A 16,903-nucleotide genomic window follows, 5' to 3' on the forward strand; every position below is an offset into this window, starting at 1 on the left:
GCTTACTCCTCGAGCACGACACCGGCGGTGTCGGTGAAGCCGACCCAGACCTCGTCTTCCCAGGTGATGTGGCGGTTGGCGAGGCGGCGTGCGTTGACCATCTGCGCCTTGATCATCTGACCGCCGGCGAGTTCGACGTGGTAGGTCGAGATATTGCCGAGGTAGGCGATGTCGATGACCTTGCCGCGGAAGGTGTTGGGCCGGTCCGGCCGCTCGACGTCGATGGTGACCTTCTCGGGGCGGATGGCGAAATGCACGCTCTGCCCGGCCTCGACGCTCTTGGCGGGCGTCGCGAGGATCGGCGGCTGGCCCTCGGCCCAGGCGATGCCGGTCTTGGTGCCGGGCTGGGTGGCGCGGCCCTCGATGATGTTCACGTCGCCGATGAAGTCGGCGACGTAGACCGAGTTCGGCGCCTCGTAGATCTCGGCGGGGGTGGCGACCTGCACGAGGTTGCCCTCGTCCATCACCGCGATGCGCGAGGCGACGGTCATCGCCTCTTCCTGGTCGTGGGTGACGATGACGAAGGTGGTGCCGGTCTTTTCCTGGATGTCCATCAGCTCGAACTGCGTCTGTTCGCGCAGCTTGCGGTCGAGCGCGCCGAGCGGCTCGTCGAGGAGCAGCAGCTTCGGCGCCTTGGCGAGCGAGCGGGCCAGCGCGACGCGCTGGCGCTGGCCGCCGGAAATCTGGTGCGGCTTGCGCTTGGCGAATTTGGTCAGCCGGGTGAGGCGCAGCATCTCCTCGACGCGGTCGCCGATGAAGGCCTTGTCCTTGCTCTCGCGGCGCAGGCCGAAGGCGATGTTGTCCCAGACCGACAGGTGCGGAAACAGCGCGTAGCTCTGGAACATCATGTTCACCGGGCGCTGGTTCGGCGGCACGTGGCCGATGTCCTTGCCCGAGAGGTAGATATCGCCCGAGGTCGCCGTCTCGAAGCCCGCGAGCATCCGCATCATCGTGGTCTTGCCGCAACCCGAGGGTCCGAGAAGGGCGAAGAACTCGCGTTCGTAGATGTTCAGCGACAGATCATGGATCGCGGTGAAGTCACCGAAACTCTTGGTGACGTTGCGAAATTCGATGATCGGTTTCTGGTCCGGGTCGGTCCAGGGGGCAAAGACGGTCTGAGCCATGCGGGATTGATCCTGTCATGAAAATGGCCCGCCCCTCCGGGAGAGGCGGGCCTGAAGGGTCAGGCTCAGGAGCCGGACTTGATCTTGGTCCAGAGGCGGGTCACCACGCGCTGCACCTTGGGTTCGTAGGGGGTGGTGGTGAAGAGGTTCTCCAGCGCCTCCTCCGACGGGTAGATCGCCGGGTCGCCGATCACGTCATCGGCGAGGAACGCCTGCGAGGCCTTGTTGCCGTTGGCGTAGTAGACGTAGTTCGACGCCGCCGCCATGTTCTCGGGGTCCATGATGAAGTTCAGGAAGACATGCGCCCCGTCGGGGTTCGGTGCGTCGACCGGGATCGCCATCTCGTCGAACCACATCTGCGCGCCTTCCTTGGGTGCGTTGTAGGCCACCTCGACGCCGTTCTCGGCTTCGGCGGCACGGTCACGCGCCTGCAGGATGTCGCCCGACCAGCCGACCGCGACGCAGATGTCGCCATTGGCCAGCGCGTTGATGTATTCCGACGAATGGAACTTGCTGATGTAGGGGCGGATCGCCATGTAGACCGGCTCGGCCTTGGCGATCACATCGGGATCGTGGCTGTCCGGGTCCTCGCCGATGTATTTCAGCGCGGCGGGGATCATCTCGGAGGGGGCGTCGAGGAAGTAGACGCCGCAGGCCGCGAGCTTTTCCATGTTCTCGGGCTTGAACACCAGGTCCCAGCTGTCGATCGGGGCGTCCTCGCCGAGGATTTCCTGGATCTTGGGGACGTTCACGCCGATACCGGTGGTGCCCCACATGTAGTTGATCGCATACTCGTTGCCGGGGTCATACTTGTCGGTGCGCGACGAGATCACGTCCCACATGTTCTCGAGGTTCGGCAGCTTCGACTTGTCGAGCTTCTGGAACGAGCCCGCTTCGATCTGGCGCTGCAGGAAGGTGCCGGTGGGGACGACGACGTCATAGCCCGAGCCGCCGGCCAGCATCTTGGTCTCGAGCACCTCGTTGCTGTCGAAGACGTCGTAGATCAGGTCGATGCCGGTTTCCTGCTCGAACTTCTCGAGCAGCGACTCGTCGATGTAGTCGGACCAGTTGTAGACGCGGACTTCTTCGGCCTGGGCCGTGGCAGCCGCGAGCGCGATGCCCGCGGTGAAAGTGAGAAGAGATGTCTTCATCATGTGCTCCCGTTGGTCGCGGGGTCTTCCTCGCCCCGTCCCCGAATTTGATCAAATGTTGCATCTCTTGGCAACATCCCGGATGTTTTCACGAGGCGCGGCAGCGTGCAAGATAACGTCGCGGCCAATGTGATCAAATGGAAGGCAGCTGATGAATATGAGGGCAGATGGTGCGGGACCTCCGGCGCACGAGCTGGTTTACAGGCGTCTGCGCGAGATGGTGCTCTTCGGCGAACTGGAGCCGGGCCAGGCGGTGACCATCCAGGGCCTGGTCGAGCAGCTCGGTGCCGGAATGACCCCGGTGCGCGAGGCCTTGCGGCGGATGATCTCAGAAGGCGCACTGGCGTTTCGCGGCAACCGGCGGATCATGGTTCCGGTGCTCGATGCCGAGGCCGTGGAGCAGCTTCTGCTGGCGCGGGTTGCGCTGGAGCCTCAGCTTGCCCGTCGCGCCGCTCAGCGGTGCACCCCCTCGGACATCGCGCGGCTGCGCGCCACCGATTCACGGCTCGATCATGCCATCGCACGCGGCGATGTGCGCGGCTACCTCGAGGAGAATCACCGCTTCCACGCCGAACTGAACCAGATTGCCGAGGCGCCGATCCTCACCGAACTGGTCGAAGGGCTGTGGCTGCGTTTCGGCCCCTCGCTGCGAGTGGTCTGCGGCATGTTCGGCACGCGCAACCTGCCGGACCGCCACAAAGACCTTCTGGAGGCGCTGGAAAAGGGCGACGCGGCGGCAGCGGCTGACGCAATGGAAGGCGACGTGGTGCAGGGGATGACCCAGATCCGCGAGGGGCTGGCCTGATTCGCGGCGCTGGAACCGCAACCACGATTGACGCGGAATAATTTGATCATATTATCGGCGAGACCATCCCGACCCGTCGATCCGACGCAACGAAAGGTGTCCGCCATGACGCTCATCTCCGTGAATTCGCCCACCTCAGAGCTGCAGGCTCTGGACGCGGCGCACCACATGCATCCGTTCACCACCGCTTCGGATCTGGCCCGCAAGGGCGCGCGGGTCATCACCCGCGCCGAGGGCTGCTGGCTCACCGACAGCGAGGGCGAACGCATCCTCGACGGCATGGCGGGCCTCTGGTGCGTGAACGCCGGATACGGGCGCAAGGAGCTGGCGCGGGCCGCCGCCCGCCAGATGGAAGAGCTGCCCTATTACAACACCTTCTTCCAGACCACCCACGTGCCGGTGATCCAGCTCTCGGCGAAGATCGCCGAACTGGCGCCGGGCGATCTGAACACGGTGTTCTACGCTTCCTCCGGCTCCGAGGCGAATGACACCAACATCCGCCTCGTGCGCACCTACTGGGCCGAGAAGGGCCAGCCCGAGCGCGACGTGATCATCGGCCGCTGGAACGGCTACCACGGCTCCTCGGTGGGCTCGGGCTCGCTTGGCGGGATGAAGGGCATGCACGCGCAGGGCGGCCTGCCGATCCCCGGCATCCACCACATCGACCAGCCGCATTGGTACGCCGAGGGCGGCGAGATGTCCCCCGAGGAGTTCGGCCTCGAGCGCGCCCGCCAGCTGGAAGCGAAGATCGAGGAAATCGGCCCGCATCGCGTCGCGGCCTTCATCGCCGAGCCGATCCAGGGCGCCGGCGGGGTGATCATCCCGCCCGAAACCTACTGGCCGGAAATCAACCGCATCGTGAAGAAATACGGCATCCTGCTGATCGCCGACGAGGTGATCTGCGGCTTCGGGCGCACCGGCAACTGGTTCGGCTCGCAGACCATGGGTATCGAACCGGACATCATGACCATCGCCAAGGGCCTGTCGTCGGGCTACCAGCCGATCGGCGGCTCGATTCTCTCGGACGAGGTGGCCAGCGTGATTGCCAAGACCGAGTTCAACCACGGCTACACCTACTCGGGCCATCCGGTGGCCTGCGCCGTGGCGCTCGAGAACCTGCGCATCCTCGAGGAGGAGAAGATCGTCGAGCGCGTGCGTGAGGACACCGGCCCCTACCTCAGGGCGAAGTTCGAGAGCCTGACCGACCACCCGCTGGTCGGCGAGGCGAAGATCGCCGGCATGATGGGCTCCATCGCGCTGACCCCGGACAAGTCGGCCCGCGCGCCCTTCGCCGCCGAGGCCGGCACGGCCGGCTACATCACCCGCGAGCGCTGCTTCGCCAACAACCTGATCATGCGCCATGTCTACGACCGGATGATCATCTCGCCGCCGCTGGTGATCACCAAGGAAGAGATCGACATGCTGATCTCCCGTGCCTGGACCGCGCTGGACGAGGCCCATGCCGAGCTCAAGGCGCAGGGGCTGATGAAGGCCGGCACGCGGTGACGCGGTCGCGGAGGGGGCGCTGCCCCCTCTTGGCCTGACGGCCAATTCACCCCCGGGATACTTGATCCTAGAAGAAGGGCCGGGTGCAGCGATGCGCCCGGCCTTTCCGCATTCTTCTTGGCGAAAATATCCCGGGGGAGGCCGCGCGGTCGCGCGGGCGGGGGCAGAGCCCCTGCTCTTGCCGCGGGCAACAAAAAAACCCGGGCGCAAGCGCCCGGGCAAGGTGGTCAAAAGCTGATAGGAAGGAGGAAATCAGCCCTTGGAGAATTCGGGATAGGCTTCCATCCCCAGTTCGGCCATGTCGAGGCCGTTGATCTCGTCCTCTTCCGAGACGCGGATGCCGAAGATCATCTTGAGGATGAACCACAGGACCAGCGACACGACGAAGGTGAAGACGCCGACCACGACGATGCCGTAGATTTGCGTGCCGAAGGAGGCGTCACCGTTGGTGAAGGCCACTGCGAGGGTGCCCCAGATGCCGCAGACAAGGTGGACAGGGATCGCGCCGACGACGTCGTCGATCTTGATCTTGTCGAGGAACGGCACGGCGAAGACCACGAGGATGCCGCCGATGGCACCGATGATGGTGGCCGCGCCCAGGGTCGGGGTCAGCGGTTCCGCGGTGATCGACACGAGGCCGGCCAGCGCGCCATTGAGCACCATGGTGAGGTCCGGCTTCTTGTAGAGAAGCTGGGTCAGGATCATCGCGGCGACCGAACCGCCGGCTGCGGCAGCGTTGGTGTTGGCGAAGATGCGGGAGATGTCGGCGACGTCACCCACGGTGCCCATGGCCAGCTGCGATGCGCCGTTGAAGCCGAACCAGCCGAGCCACAGGATGAACGTGCCGAGCGTGGCGAGGGCAAGGTTCGAGCCGGGGAACGGCGTCACGCGGCCGTCCTTGAACTTGCCGATCCGCGGCCCGAGGAGGAGCGCGCCGGCCAGGGCGGCCCAGCCACCCACCGAGTGCACGACGGTCGAGCCGGCGAAGTCGAGGAAGCCCGCCGCATCGAGGAAGCCGCCGCCCCATTTCCAGGAGGCTTGCAGCGGGTAGATGATCGCAGTCAGGATCACGATGAAGATCATGAAGGGCCACAGCTTGATGCGCTCGGCGAGGGTGCCGGAGACGATCGAGGCGGTGGTGGCGCAGAACATCAGCTGGAAGAAGAAGTCCGAGCCGGTCGAGGCGTAGGAATAATCGTCCGCCGCATCGGCGGTGACGCCAACGGCTTCGAGCACCGCGGTGCCCCAGACGCCCGAGAGCACGCCGTCGATCGACCAGGTGCCGAGCGGGTACATCAGGTTGTAGCCGATCAGGTAGTAGAAGATCGCGGCGAAGGAGAAGAGCGCGACGTTCTTCATCAGCTGCATGGTGACGTTCTTGGAGCGCACGAGGCCGGCCTCGAGCATGGCGAAGCCCGCTGCCATCCAGAACACGAGGAAACCGCCGATGAGGAACAGCAGCGAGTTGAAGATGAACACCGTGTCCGTCGAGGCGTTCACCCCGGCCGCAGGGGCGTCGTCCTGGGCAAGGCCGAGGCTCGGCAGCGCGATCAGCGCAGCGACCGGGGCCAGCGTCTTGAGAAGTTTCATGTCTTTCTTGTCCCTATCTGTCGTACCGCAGCTCTCAGAGCGCGTCCGCGTTGGTCTCGCCGGTCCGCACCCGCACGGCCTGCTGCACGTCGAGCACGAAAATCTTGCCGTCACCGATCTTGCCGGTCTGGGCGGTGCTGGTGATCGTCTCGACGACCTGATCGGCCATCGAGCCGGCGACCACGATCTCGAGCTTGATCTTGGGAACGAAGTTCACCGCGTATTCGGCGCCGCGATAGATTTCCGTGTGACCGGACTGCGAGCCGAAGCCCTTGATTTCCGTGACCATCATGCCGCGCACGCCGATTGCGGTGAGCGCCTCGCGCACCTCCTCGAGCTTGAACGGCTTGATCGTTGCAATGATCAGTTTCACCTTGGTCCCTTTCGGTTCTTGCGGCTCGCAGCTGCGCACCGCATCTCCTCGTTTGTGCATGGGCAGAAAGCCGCTGCCGGCCCAGCATGGGAAGGGAAAGCCCCTTGCGCACAGCCGGATGCACGCCTAAGGAGATCACAAAATGGGCGAAAAATCAGTATTTGATTAAAATTTAGGCCATCTAAAAAGACAAATATGTGACCGTTTCCAGGTCAACATCAGGTGGCAAACCCGTTATCCTCCCCCAAAACAGAGCGAAGGCCGGGCAGAGCGAAATGAGTGATTCAGGGCGTGGCAAGGGCCGTCTGGTGGCCGATCGCCGCTATCCCGAAAGGGGCCAAACTGGTGGTCAGGCCGGTGATCGTATGGCAGGCCAGACGGGCGGCAGGAAGCCTGCGGGCCAGAAGCCGGGCACCGGATCGGGTGCGGGGTCGGGGGCTGCCAAAAGGACGGCGGGCAATGGCGGCGGCGGCACCCGCCGGACGTCAGTGAAAAAAAACATGCGCAGACCGGCGAAGAAACGGAACTTCCTCGTGGCCCTGGTGTTGGGCATCGTGTCTTTCGTGGTCAGCATCCTCTGGCGCATCACCTGGCGGGTGACAGCGGTCGTCGCGCTCCTTCTGGCGCTGGGGGTGGGGTATTTCTATACCAAGCTGCCGCCGGTCACCGAGCTGCTCGACGGGCGGGCACGGGGATCGGTCACGCTGATCGACCGCAACGGTGCGATCTTTGCCTGGCGCGGGGACCAGTTCGGCGGCGCGGTGACTGCCACGAGCGTGTCCAAGCATCTCAAGAACGCCGTGATCGCCACCGAGGACAAACGCTTTTACCATCACTTCGGGGTCTCGCCGCGCGGCGTGGCCAGCGCGATCCGCATCAACCTGGCGGAAGGGCGGGGCCCGCTGTCGGGACATGGCGGCTCGACGATCACCCAGCAGACCGCCAAGCTGCTCTGCATCGGCGTGTTCTACGATCCCAAGGTGTGGAAGAGCGAGGCCGACTACGTCTCGGATTGCCGCCAGTCCTCGCTGGCGCGCAAGGGCAAGGAAGCGCTCTACGCCATGGCGATGGAGCTGAAATACACCAAGGACGAGATCCTCTCGATCTATCTCAACCGCGCTTACATGGGCGGGGGCGCCTATGGTGCCGAGGCCGCTGCAGAGCGTTACTTCGGGAAGAATTCCGCGACGCTGAACGCGCAGGAATCGGCCATGCTGGCGGGGCTGCTGACCGCGCCTTCGACCCTCGCACCGACCGCCGATCTGGAACGCTCACAGAACCGCGCCTCGACGGTGCTGCGCCTGATGCGCGATCAGGGCTACCTGAGCGCGAGCGAGGAACAGCAGGCGCAGGCCAATCCGGCAACGCTTTCGGAAGAGGCGCAGAGCAAGACCGGTGGCTATTTCGCCGACTGGGTGATGTCGGCGGGCCCCGAGTATTTCACCCGCGACACGATGGAGGACGTGGTGATCCGCACCACGCTCGATCCGAAGCTGCAGAAGGCAGCCGAGGACGCGATGAACGAGGTCTACGACAACAAGGTCAAGGAAAGCTCGAAGGCGCAGGCGGCGATCGTCGTGATGTCGGCCGACGGTGCGGTGCGCGCCATGGTGGGCGGGCGCAAGACCGGCGTGTCGGGCGTCTTCAACCGTGCCACGCAGGCGAAGCGGCAGACCGGTTCTGCCTTCAAGCCCTTCATCTATGCGACCGCGCTCGAGCTGGGCCATTCACCCTATGACACGGTGGTCGATGAGCCCTTCTGCATGAACGTGCCGGGGTCGGGCCAGTGGTGCCCGCAGAACTATTCCAGGAACTACAAGGGCAAGGTCACGCTGACCGACGCTCTGGCGCATTCGCTGAACATCCCGGCGGTGAAGATCTCGGAATCGGTCGGGCGCGATCTTGTTGCCAAGGTCGCCACGGGCTTCGGCATCAAATCCGAGGTGAACAGCTCTCCGGCGATGGCGCTCGGCACCTCCGAGGCCACCCTGCTGGAGATGACCGGCGCCTATGCGGGCATTCTCAACGGCGGCTCGGCGGTGGTGCCCTACGGGCTGGTGGACTTGCGGCTAAAGGGCGACAACGAGGTGCTCATGGGCACCGGCGGCGGCATCCGCGAGCGGGTGATCCAGCCCGATGCGGCAGGTCAGCTGGTCTGGATGATGGAGCATGTGATCAACGGCGGCACCGGCGGAAGAGCAAAGCTGTCCGACCGCGAGGTGGCAGGCAAGACCGGCACCTCGAACGATGCGCGTGACGCCTGGTTCATCGGCTTTACCGCCGATTACGTGGTCGGCGTCTGGATGGGCAACGATGACAACTCGCCGCTTACCGGGGTGACCGGGGGCGGGTTGCCGGCGGAGATCTGGCGCGAGACCATGCAGCGGGTGACCGAAGGCACCGAGGCCAAGCCGTTGCCGGCCATCGCTCCCGAGCCGCCGCGCCAGGTGGCGCAACCCCAGCCGCAGCCGCAGCCGCAGCGGGTGCGCCGCGACAACATCATCCAGCAGGTCATCCGGGATCTTCTCGGCGGCGGCTGACGTGGCTGGGCAGGTTCCTTCGAAGGAACCTGCAAAAGCCTTCGCAGGCTTTTGAGCTAGGCTTGACCTGAGGCGCACAGGCGGACATGAGAGGCGAAATCCCGCAAAAGGAGACGCCCCCATGTCCGCAGCCGTGTCCGACGACCGCCTGATCGTCGCCCTCGACGTGCCCAACGCCCTCGAGGGCCTGAGAATTGCCGAAGAGATCGGCGACGCCGTCTCCTTCTACAAGATCGGCCTCGGCATGCTTACGGGCGGCGGGCTGGCGTTGGCCAACGAGCTCAAGCAGGAGCATGGCAAGCGCATCTTCCTTGACATGAAGTTCTTCGACATCGGCCAGACCGTCGAGAACGCGGTGCGCGGCATCGCGCAGTTCGACCTCGACTTCCTGACCGTGCACGGCGATCCGCACGTGGTGCGCGCCGCCAAGGAAGGTGCGGCGGGCAAGGACCTGAAGATTCTGGCGGTGACCATCCTGACCTCGCTCGACCGGGCCGATCTCGATGCCAGCCTGATCCTGCCGGGCGACATCGAGGACCTGGTGGTCGAGCGCGCCGCCCGCGCCTTCGAGGCCGGGGCCGATGGCATCATCGCCTCGCCCAACGAAGCTGCCCGCATCCGCGCGCTGCCCGAGGCCAAGGGCAAACTCATCGTGACGCCGGGCGTGCGCCCGGCGGGCAGCGCCGGTGACGACCAGAAGCGCATCGCCACCCCCGCGAGCGCCATCGCCGCCGGGGCCGACCATATCGTCGTCGGCCGCCCGGTCTGGCGCGCCCCCTCGCCGCGCGAGGCGGCGCTGGCGATCAACGCCGAGCTGGCCTCGCCGCAGGCGCAGCGTCCCAACAAGGCTTGATCCGGGGCTTGATCCGGGGGACGCGGGGGGCTAACCAGACGTCATGACACGTCCGATGCCCCTCGCAACTCTTTGGTGGCCCGCCTGACATAGGCGGCCGGACTTCTCATGTTTTCCAAAAAGGCCGCCGCTTCGGGCGGCCTTTTTGATGCACATTCCCATCAACTGCCCCATGCGGCGGCCTCCCTGACCAGACAGACCCTGTCCTGACACGGAGACCCCCATGGACCAGACCACCCTGACCCGACCCGAGACCGAAGCGACCCTCGCGGCCAAGCCGGTGATCCTCACCGGAGACCGCACCACCGGCCCGCTGCACATCGGCCATTACGCCGGTTCGCTGAAGAACCGGCTGGCGCTGCAGGACACGCACGAGCAGTACCTGCTGCTCGCCGACACGCAGGCGCTGACTGACAACGCCCATGACATCGGCAAGGTGCGGCGCAACGTGCTCGAGGTCGCCTGCGACTATCTCGCCGTCGGCATCGACCCCGTCAGGACCACCATCTGCCTGCAATCTCACCTGCCGGCGCTGGCCGAACTCTCGATGCTCTATCTCAACTTCGTCAGCGTCGCCCGGCTCGAGCGTAACCCGACGATCAAGGACGAGATTCGCGCGCGCGGCTTCGGGCGCGACATCCCCGCCGGGTTCCTCTGCTACCCCGCAGCGCAGGCCGCCGACATCACGGCCTTCAAGGCCACGGTCGTGCCGGTGGGCGAAGATCAGGCACCGCTGATCGAACAATGCAACGAGATCGTGCGGCGGGTGAACGCGGCGGCGGGTCGAGAGGTGCTGCCCGAGGCACAGGCGCTGATCCCCGAGGCGGGCCGCCTGCCGGGCATCGACGGGCGCGCGAAGATGAGCAAGTCGGGCGGCAATGCGATCCCGCTCTCGGCGTCCGAAGACGAGATCAGCCGGGCGGTGCGGGCGATGTTCACCGATCCCGAACACCTGCGGGTCGAGGATCCGGGCAAGGTCGAGGGCAACGTGGTCTTCGCCTACCTCGACGCCTTCGACTCCGAAAAAGACGACGTCGCGGCGCTCAAGGCGCATTACGCGCGCGGTGGACTCGGGGATGCGGTGCTGAAACGCCGGCTCGAGGACATCTTGCAGGCGCTGCTCGCGCCGATCCGGGCGCGGCGGGCCGAGGTCGCCTCGGATCCCGCGCAGGTGCATCGGATCATCGCGGAAGGCACGCAGGTCGCGCGCGAGGTCACCGAGGCTACAAAGCGCGAGGTGATGGACGCGCTGGGGCTGTTCCGGCTCTGAGCCGACGCGCAGCGCGCCTTCACGAAAATGCCCCCCGCGGCGGGACCGCGGGAGGCAGGGCAGTGCCGGTCTCGATCGGACCGGAAACAGCCGGGAGCGATCAGCCCTCGGCGTCGATCCGCACCTTCACGGCGTCATTCAGCGCCGCGGCGAACTCCGCCTTGGTCATGTCGATCACCAGCTCCTCGTCGGCGTTCAGCGACAACTGCGAAGCGCGCACGGAGGCATTCTCGATGGCGCGCTCGTCGGCGCCTTCCATCTCGCCGTCGAGGTCGATCACGACGAAGCCGCGGTCCATCTCGGATTTCTTCACCGTACCGACAATCTCGCCGTCGCTCGAACGGACGAGGGCGTCATTGGTGATCGCCGCGTCGAGCTGTGCCGAGACGTCCGCCGCGTCGCTGTAGATTTCATCGGCACCCACCGCCTCGATGCCGGCCTGCGCGGTGTCGGTCGCGGTCTCGCCGATGGCGTAGGCAGTGTCGCCGATCGCGTCGACGGCCTGAGCGGCCTGCTCGGTGACGCTGGCATCGTTCTCGGCCTGCGCGCCGATCGCGCCTGCGATAACCATGGTGAGTGCTGCGGTGGTGGTGGTCAGGAAGCGCTTGGTCATGTGCGGTCTCCTCGGTCTTGGTTAGGATCGTCCCCTCGGGGTCTCTGGGGTCACAATGAGGACCCCCCCTGGGTTGGTTCCAAGATTTCTCGGAGACCCGGGCTTTACGTTCCGGAAATTCCGCGACGTTCAGTCCTCGTTGATGTCCCGGGTCCAGACCTTGGTCTGGCCCTTGCGCACGCCCATGAAGCGCCGCAGCAGCGCCCAGGCGAGCGCCGCCACCACGGCGCAGATCAGCAGCAGCACGGGCCACCCGGCGGAGAGGCCGAGCAGCAGCAGCAGGCCCACCACCGCCGCGCCGATGGCAAAGCCGAGGAAGACATAGGCCGGACTGAGCACCTCGAGCACGAGGAGCACCACCGCCGCCGCCATCCAGACCCACCAGAGCTGGATCATGGCGTGCGCCCCTTGAGCAGGGTGAAGGCATCTGCAAAGGCGTCGAGCGCGTTCGACGGCAGCACGATGGTCTGCTTGCCGTCGCCCTTGCCGAGCGCCACCAGTGCCTCGACCTGCTTCAGCGCCACCTGGTACTGCGCCGCCTCGAGCCCGTTCTGGGCGATCGCCTCGGCCACCACCTGCGTGGCGTAAGCCTCGGCCTCGGCCGAGATGCGGCGCGCCTTGGCGGCCTGCTGCGCGGCATAGAGATCGGCGTCGGCGGCCAGTTCAACGGCGCGCTTGCGGCCCTCGGCCTCGGTCACCTGGGCACGGCGGGCGCGTTCGGCGTTGAGTTGCTGGAGCATGGCGTCACGGGTCTGCTGGTCGAGGTTCACGTCGAGGATCTCGGCCCGCGTCACCTCGATGCCCCAGTTGTCCACCGCGTCCTCGACATTGCCCTTGATGGTCGAGATCAGCGCGGCGCGGTTCGACTGCACCTCGTCGAGCTCCATCTTGCCGATCTCGGCGCGGACGATGCCGGCGACAGTGGTGGCGATGGCGGCATCGACGTCGCGGATGCGGTAGACGGTCTTTTCCGGCTCGAGGATGCGGTAGAACACCGAGGTTTCGACCTGCACCAGCACGTTGTCGGCGGTGATCGCATCCTGGCTGGCGTTGGGCAGCTGGCGTTCGAGGATCGAGACCTTGTGCGCCACCCGGTCGAGGAAGGGCACGATGAAGTTGATCCCCGGCCCGAGCACCGCGCGCAGCCGTCCGAAGCGCTCGACCACGTGTTTCTCGGCCTGCGGCACGATGCGGACCCCGAGCACCACGCAGAGGATCACGAAGGCGGCGAGCAGCAGGATCACGAGATTGCCGCCCACCAGGTCCAGTATCAGCTCGTCCACGGGCTACCCTCCCTTGCTGTCCGGCGCTGCCCCGAACGTGGGTCCGGCCGGTTCCGTCGGCCCGCAGGGGGCGCTGCCCCCTCGGCGCTGCGCGCCTTACCCCCGGGATATTTGTCCCTAGAAGAAACGCCTTGCGGCCATTTATGCACCGGCTGAGGACGCAGGGAAAGGACAAGCTCGTGCCGCGCTCACGTGGCGCGCACGCAGCTGTGCCAGGGCGTTCTGGGAACTGTGCGGCGGATCACGGCGTTTCTTGGGCAATCAGGAGACACGCCATGACCGAGATGCGCACACAGATCGGCGAGATGCGCTACAATGCCGCCGAGGAACAATTCGAAGCCCTAGTGACCTTTCACAGCGATGCCGGAAGGGTTCGGCTCGCCAGCACCTTCAAGGCCCCGGTGACCACCCCGCCGGAGGTCGCCGAGCGGGTGCTGATGTCGCGCGCGCTGGGGTTGCTGGACCGCGAGGGCACCCTGCAGGCGCGCACCGCGCCGCTGCCCTCGGAGCGCCAGCGGCGGCCGCGCGACGCGGCACCGCGCAAGGAGGGCTTTGCCTGGCTGTCGATCTTCCGCGCCGCCTGAGGCGTGCCGGCCGCGCCGGGCACGCAGATCAGCCGGCGGCGCGCAGGTCCATGTAGCCGCGCAGCATGGTGCGGAAATGCGGGATGGCGTCCTCGCGGGAGATGAACTCCTCGGGGCTCATCATCATCCAGCTGTCGCCTTCCCCGCCCCAGACCACGTCGCCGACGCGCTCGGCCGGCAGGTGCGCCGCAAAGTACCACAGGCCGTCGTGCAGCTTTTGCCAGCTCAGCGCTTCGGGCGGCAGCGTGAGCCCGACCTCCTCCACCGTCTCGCGCAGCGCGCAGTCGATGCCGGTCTCGCCGGGTTCGCGCGCGCCGCCGGGAAAGTCGAGATAGCCCGGCCAGGGAATGCCCTCGGCATGGTCGCGCCGCAGGATGAGCAGATCGTCACCGAGAAACAGGATGAGCTTTGCGCCTCTGAACTCCATCTTACCTCCGGGCAATGGCACTGGCACGCGGGATTGGCGTATACTGCCGAGGTAACACCTGTTGCCGGAATTGCCACCCATGCCCGCGCTGTGCCGCGATTGCCTTGCCGAATTCGATCACGGAACGCGCTGCCCCTCGTGCGGCCGCCCGCGGATCGTGCGCCATGACGAGCTGTGGGACCTCTCCATCGCGCACATGGACTGCGACGCCTTCTATGCCACGGTCGAGAAACGCGAGAATCCGGAGCTTGCCGACAAGCCGGTGATCGTTGGCGGCGGCAAGCGGGGGGTCGTCTCCACCGCCTGCTACGTGGCGCGGATCCGCGGGGTGCGCTCGGCCATGCCGATGTTCCAGGCGTTGAAACTCTGCCCCGACGCGGTGGTGGTCAAGCCGCGGATGGAGCTTTACGTCGAGGTGTCCCGGCAGATCCGCGCACTGATGGAAGAGCTGACACCGGCGATCGAGCCGCTGTCGCTGGACGAGGCCTTTCTCGATCTCACCGGCACGGCGCGGCTGCACGGACATCCGCCGGCGGTGATGATGGCGCGGCTGGTCAAGCGGATGCGCGAGGAGCTCGGCGTCACCGGCTCGGTTGGCCTGTCGCACAACAAGTTCCTGGCCAAGATCGCCTCGGACCTCGACAAGCCGCATGGCTTCTCGGTGATCGGCAAGGCCGAGACCGGCGCCTTCCTGCGGCCGAAGCCGGTGCGGCTGATCTGGGGGGTCGGCATGGCCTCGCAGGAAGCGCTGGAGCGGGCGGGGATCCGCACATTCGAGGACCTGCTGCGCTGGGAACAGCGCGATCTCATCGCCCGCTTCGGATCGATGGGGCAGCGGCTGTGGCACCTGGCGCGCGGCGAGGACACGCGGCGGGTGACGCGCGATGCCGCGATCAAGTCGATCTCGAACGAAACCACCTTCAACGAGGACACCGGCGATCACGACCTGCTCGACGGGCACCTGTGGCGGATGTGCGAGAAGGTCTCGGACCGCGCCAAGGCCAAGGGGCTTGCCGGGCGCGTGGTGACGCTGAAGGTCAAGCGCGCCGACTTCAAGCTGATCACCCGGCGGCAATCTCTGGAGGATGCCACGCAGATGGCCGACCGCATCTACCGCGTCGCGCGCGGGATGCTCGACGGGCTGGAGCGGCAGGGGCCCTGGCGACTGCTGGGGGCGGGGATCTCCGAGCTGGTGCCGGCAGAGCAGGCGGACCGGGGCGGCGATCTTCTGGATCCCGATGCGGGCAGGCGCGCGGCGGCGGAACGGGCAACGGATGCGATCCGCGCCCGCTTCGGCGATACGGCGATCGTGAAGGGCCGTGCGCTGCGCTGAGACCTAGCTGCCGCGGCTCAGCAGCTCGTCCTCTTCGTCTTCGGGGTCATAGCCGAGCGCTTCGAGGCCGGCCTCGAGGTTGTCGGCAAGATGCGGCGTGCCGATCAAGTAGTCGGCGGTCGGGGTCGAGGCCTCGGAGAGGGCGGTGCCATAGGCCTCTTCCCATTCGTCGGCATCGAAGGCATCGCGACCGATCCACATCACCGCGACAAGCGCGGCCTGTTCCTCTTCGCTCATGCGGTCGATGAAGCCGCGCAACTCGCCCTCGGCCCGATCGATCTCGCGGGCCATCAGGATCACGGCGGCAACCGTGCGGACGCTGATTTCTTCCATGGCGCGTCTCCTTTCATCGCGCACACCATGGAGAAAAGCGTACACCCCGACCTTGATCTGCGACAAGCGGCGCGTGGCGGAGGCGGAAGATCAGTAGGGCAGCGGCAGCGCGCGGTTCAGGAACTCGAGCGCGCCGGTCGCCAGCTGCTCATGCACCGCGGCGCGGGCCTCGGCGGTGCTGCCGCAGAGCGCCGGATCGCCGCCTTCTTCCTCAAGCAGCTTGGCGCCGCCGGGCGTGCAGAGGGCGAACAGATCGTAAAGCGCGGCACCCTGCAGCGGCTGCACCGCGATTCCGGTCTGGGTCGCGATCCGCGTCTCGCCGGGGACCGGCTGGTCGAGGCCGAAGATGCGCATGTCCGCGTTGTGCTCGGACAGGCTGTCCGGGCGGAACTCGGCGAGATACTCGGGCGCGATGGCCAGCGCCGCGCGCACCCGCGGATCGTGGCGGGGCAGGGTCAACGCCTGCGGATCGACATCGGCCGGATCGATGCCGCCTTCGGCGAACCAGCCGCAGTCGGGCGAGGCATGGGCGGTCCAGCAGTTGAGCATGTAGGCCCCCTGATCGATCATCCCGCCGGCCAGCATCATCGCGGCGGTGCCGCCGAGCGCGAAACCGGCAACGGCGACGCGGGTTTCATCAATGCGCATCTGCCAGTCGGGATCGTTCAGCAGCAGGTCGAGCGCCTGCCCCAACTCCGCCGGGCGGCGCCAGATCTCACCAAGTGCCGAAGCCGGGTCGCGCGGACGCTGGCCACTGACCTCGGCAACGATGTAGCCGCCCTCGGCCAGCCGCGCTGCCAGCCAGGCACCGCTTTGCTCGGCTGAGCGGCGCCCGCCGTGCGAGAGCAGCACCAGCGGCAGCTTGCCGGGCATGGGAGAGGCTTCGCGCTGTGCGGGAGTGCCTTCGAAGACCGCGTTGCGGCCGACCAGCTCGGACGCACCGCCGCCGGTCTGTGACGGGTACCAGATGGTCATCGACACGCCGCGACCGAAGTTCGCCTCGGGGCGGATCAGGCTGCTGACGCCAACGCCGGTCTTGTCACCCGCGGCATAGCCGGGAGCTGCAAGAAGGGCCGCAAGCGCGAGGCCGGTCAGGCGGGCAAGCATCCGATTTTCCT

The 16,903-nt window shown here is 66.5% G+C and carries 17 protein-coding genes; 7 read left to right on the plus strand and 10 right to left on the minus strand.

What is annotated here, in order from left to right; genetic code table 11:
* Nucleotides 1-2 precede the first annotated feature (2 nt).
* Together IQ782_RS12205 and IQ782_RS12210 are read right to left on the minus strand one after the other, a co-directional pair.
* Nucleotides 3-1,124: an ABC transporter ATP-binding protein gene (locus IQ782_RS12205; protein ID WP_194134923.1), complete on the minus strand. Its 1,122-nt coding sequence runs from the start codon at nucleotides 1,122-1,124 to the stop codon at nucleotides 3-5.
* 65 nt (nucleotides 1,125-1,189) lie between these two features.
* On the minus strand, nucleotides 1,190-2,275 hold the full coding sequence (locus IQ782_RS12210; RefSeq protein ID WP_194134924.1) for a polyamine ABC transporter substrate-binding protein: 1,086 nt from the start codon (nucleotides 2,273-2,275) through the stop codon (nucleotides 1,190-1,192).
* A gap of 151 nt (nucleotides 2,276-2,426) precedes the next feature.
* Here IQ782_RS12210 and IQ782_RS12215 point away from each other — a divergent pair, with 151 nt between their 5' ends.
* On the plus strand, nucleotides 2,427-3,080 hold the full coding sequence (locus IQ782_RS12215) for a GntR family transcriptional regulator (RefSeq protein WP_194134925.1): 654 nt from the start codon (nucleotides 2,427-2,429) through the stop codon (nucleotides 3,078-3,080).
* Nucleotides 3,081-3,185: 105 nt separating this feature from the next.
* Entirely contained in the window at nucleotides 3,186-4,586 is a 1,401-nt protein-coding gene (locus tag IQ782_RS12220) for an aspartate aminotransferase family protein (RefSeq protein WP_194134926.1), read from the plus strand.
* A 252-nt stretch (nucleotides 4,587-4,838) separates the two neighbouring features.
* Here the strand turns inward: IQ782_RS12220 and amt are convergent, their stop codons facing one another.
* A complete protein-coding gene (amt, locus tag IQ782_RS12225) occupies nucleotides 4,839-6,176 on the minus strand; it encodes an ammonium transporter (protein ID WP_194134927.1) in 1,338 nt (445 codons plus the stop codon).
* Between the two features lie 34 nt (nucleotides 6,177-6,210).
* Nucleotides 6,211-6,549, minus strand: a complete 339-nt coding sequence (locus tag IQ782_RS12230) for a P-II family nitrogen regulator (protein ID WP_066103691.1) — start codon at nucleotides 6,547-6,549, stop codon at nucleotides 6,211-6,213.
* 275 nt (nucleotides 6,550-6,824) lie between these two features.
* On the opposite strand from IQ782_RS12230, the gene IQ782_RS12235 reads away from it, so the two are divergent.
* The 3 genes from IQ782_RS12235 to trpS all read left to right on the plus strand — a co-directional run bounded on the left by IQ782_RS12235 (nucleotide 6,825) and on the right by trpS (nucleotide 11,212).
* Nucleotides 6,825-9,089, plus strand: coding sequence for a transglycosylase domain-containing protein (locus tag IQ782_RS12235; protein ID WP_194134928.1), 2,265 nt, complete (start codon nucleotides 6,825-6,827; stop codon nucleotides 9,087-9,089).
* Nucleotides 9,090-9,210: 121 nt separating this feature from the next.
* On the plus strand, nucleotides 9,211-9,942 hold the full coding sequence (pyrF, locus tag IQ782_RS12240; RefSeq protein ID WP_194134929.1) for an orotidine-5'-phosphate decarboxylase: 732 nt from the start codon (nucleotides 9,211-9,213) through the stop codon (nucleotides 9,940-9,942).
* 223 nt (nucleotides 9,943-10,165) lie between these two features.
* Nucleotides 10,166-11,212 (plus strand): tryptophan--tRNA ligase, encoded by a 1,047-nt coding sequence (gene trpS / locus IQ782_RS12245; RefSeq protein ID WP_194134930.1) that lies wholly within the window; start codon nucleotides 10,166-10,168, stop codon nucleotides 11,210-11,212.
* Nucleotides 11,213-11,312: 100 nt separating this feature from the next.
* Here trpS and IQ782_RS12250 read toward each other — a convergent pair whose 3' ends face one another.
* The 3 genes from IQ782_RS12250 to IQ782_RS12260 all read right to left on the minus strand — a co-directional run bounded on the left by IQ782_RS12250 (nucleotide 11,313) and on the right by IQ782_RS12260 (nucleotide 13,108).
* Nucleotides 11,313-11,825, minus strand: coding sequence for a hypothetical protein (locus IQ782_RS12250; RefSeq protein ID WP_194134931.1), 513 nt, complete (start codon nucleotides 11,823-11,825; stop codon nucleotides 11,313-11,315).
* A gap of 129 nt (nucleotides 11,826-11,954) precedes the next feature.
* Nucleotides 11,955-12,221 carry a hypothetical protein gene (locus tag IQ782_RS12255; protein ID WP_194134932.1) on the minus strand — a complete coding sequence of 89 codons (267 nt, stop codon included), beginning with the start codon at nucleotides 12,219-12,221 and terminating at the stop codon, nucleotides 11,955-11,957.
* Complete coding sequence (locus IQ782_RS12260) at nucleotides 12,218-13,108, minus strand: SPFH domain-containing protein (protein ID WP_194134933.1); 891 nt, start codon at nucleotides 13,106-13,108, stop codon at nucleotides 12,218-12,220. Before IQ782_RS12260 ends, IQ782_RS12255 begins: the two co-directional genes overlap by 4 nt.
* A gap of 275 nt (nucleotides 13,109-13,383) precedes the next feature.
* Between IQ782_RS12260 and IQ782_RS12265 the strand changes: the two genes are divergently transcribed.
* Complete coding sequence (locus IQ782_RS12265) at nucleotides 13,384-13,692, plus strand: hypothetical protein (RefSeq protein WP_194134934.1); 309 nt, start codon at nucleotides 13,384-13,386, stop codon at nucleotides 13,690-13,692.
* Nucleotides 13,693-13,720: 28 nt separating this feature from the next.
* Here the strand turns inward: IQ782_RS12265 and IQ782_RS12270 are convergent, their stop codons facing one another.
* Nucleotides 13,721-14,119: an NUDIX domain-containing protein gene (locus IQ782_RS12270; protein WP_194134935.1), complete on the minus strand. Its 399-nt coding sequence runs from the start codon at nucleotides 14,117-14,119 to the stop codon at nucleotides 13,721-13,723.
* A 79-nt stretch (nucleotides 14,120-14,198) separates the two neighbouring features.
* On the opposite strand from IQ782_RS12270, the gene IQ782_RS12275 reads away from it, so the two are divergent.
* The gene (locus IQ782_RS12275; protein ID WP_194134936.1) at nucleotides 14,199-15,452 is read left to right on the plus strand and encodes a DNA polymerase IV; all 1,254 of its coding nucleotides are present in this window, start codon (nucleotides 14,199-14,201) and stop codon (nucleotides 15,450-15,452) included.
* Nucleotides 15,453-15,455: 3 nt separating this feature from the next.
* Here the strand turns inward: IQ782_RS12275 and IQ782_RS12280 are convergent, their stop codons facing one another.
* Together IQ782_RS12280 and IQ782_RS12285 are read right to left on the minus strand one after the other, a co-directional pair.
* Nucleotides 15,456-15,785: a DUF3775 domain-containing protein gene (locus IQ782_RS12280; protein WP_194134937.1), complete on the minus strand. Its 330-nt coding sequence runs from the start codon at nucleotides 15,783-15,785 to the stop codon at nucleotides 15,456-15,458.
* Between the two features lie 90 nt (nucleotides 15,786-15,875).
* A complete protein-coding gene (locus IQ782_RS12285) occupies nucleotides 15,876-16,892 on the minus strand; it encodes an alpha/beta hydrolase family protein (RefSeq protein WP_194134938.1) in 1,017 nt (338 codons plus the stop codon).
* Nucleotides 16,893-16,903: the final 11 nt, after the last annotated feature.

Origin of the sequence: Salipiger mangrovisoli, from assembly GCF_015223355.1 — a bacterium.
Classification (GTDB): Bacteria; Pseudomonadota; Alphaproteobacteria; order Rhodobacterales; family Rhodobacteraceae; genus Salipiger; species Salipiger mangrovisoli.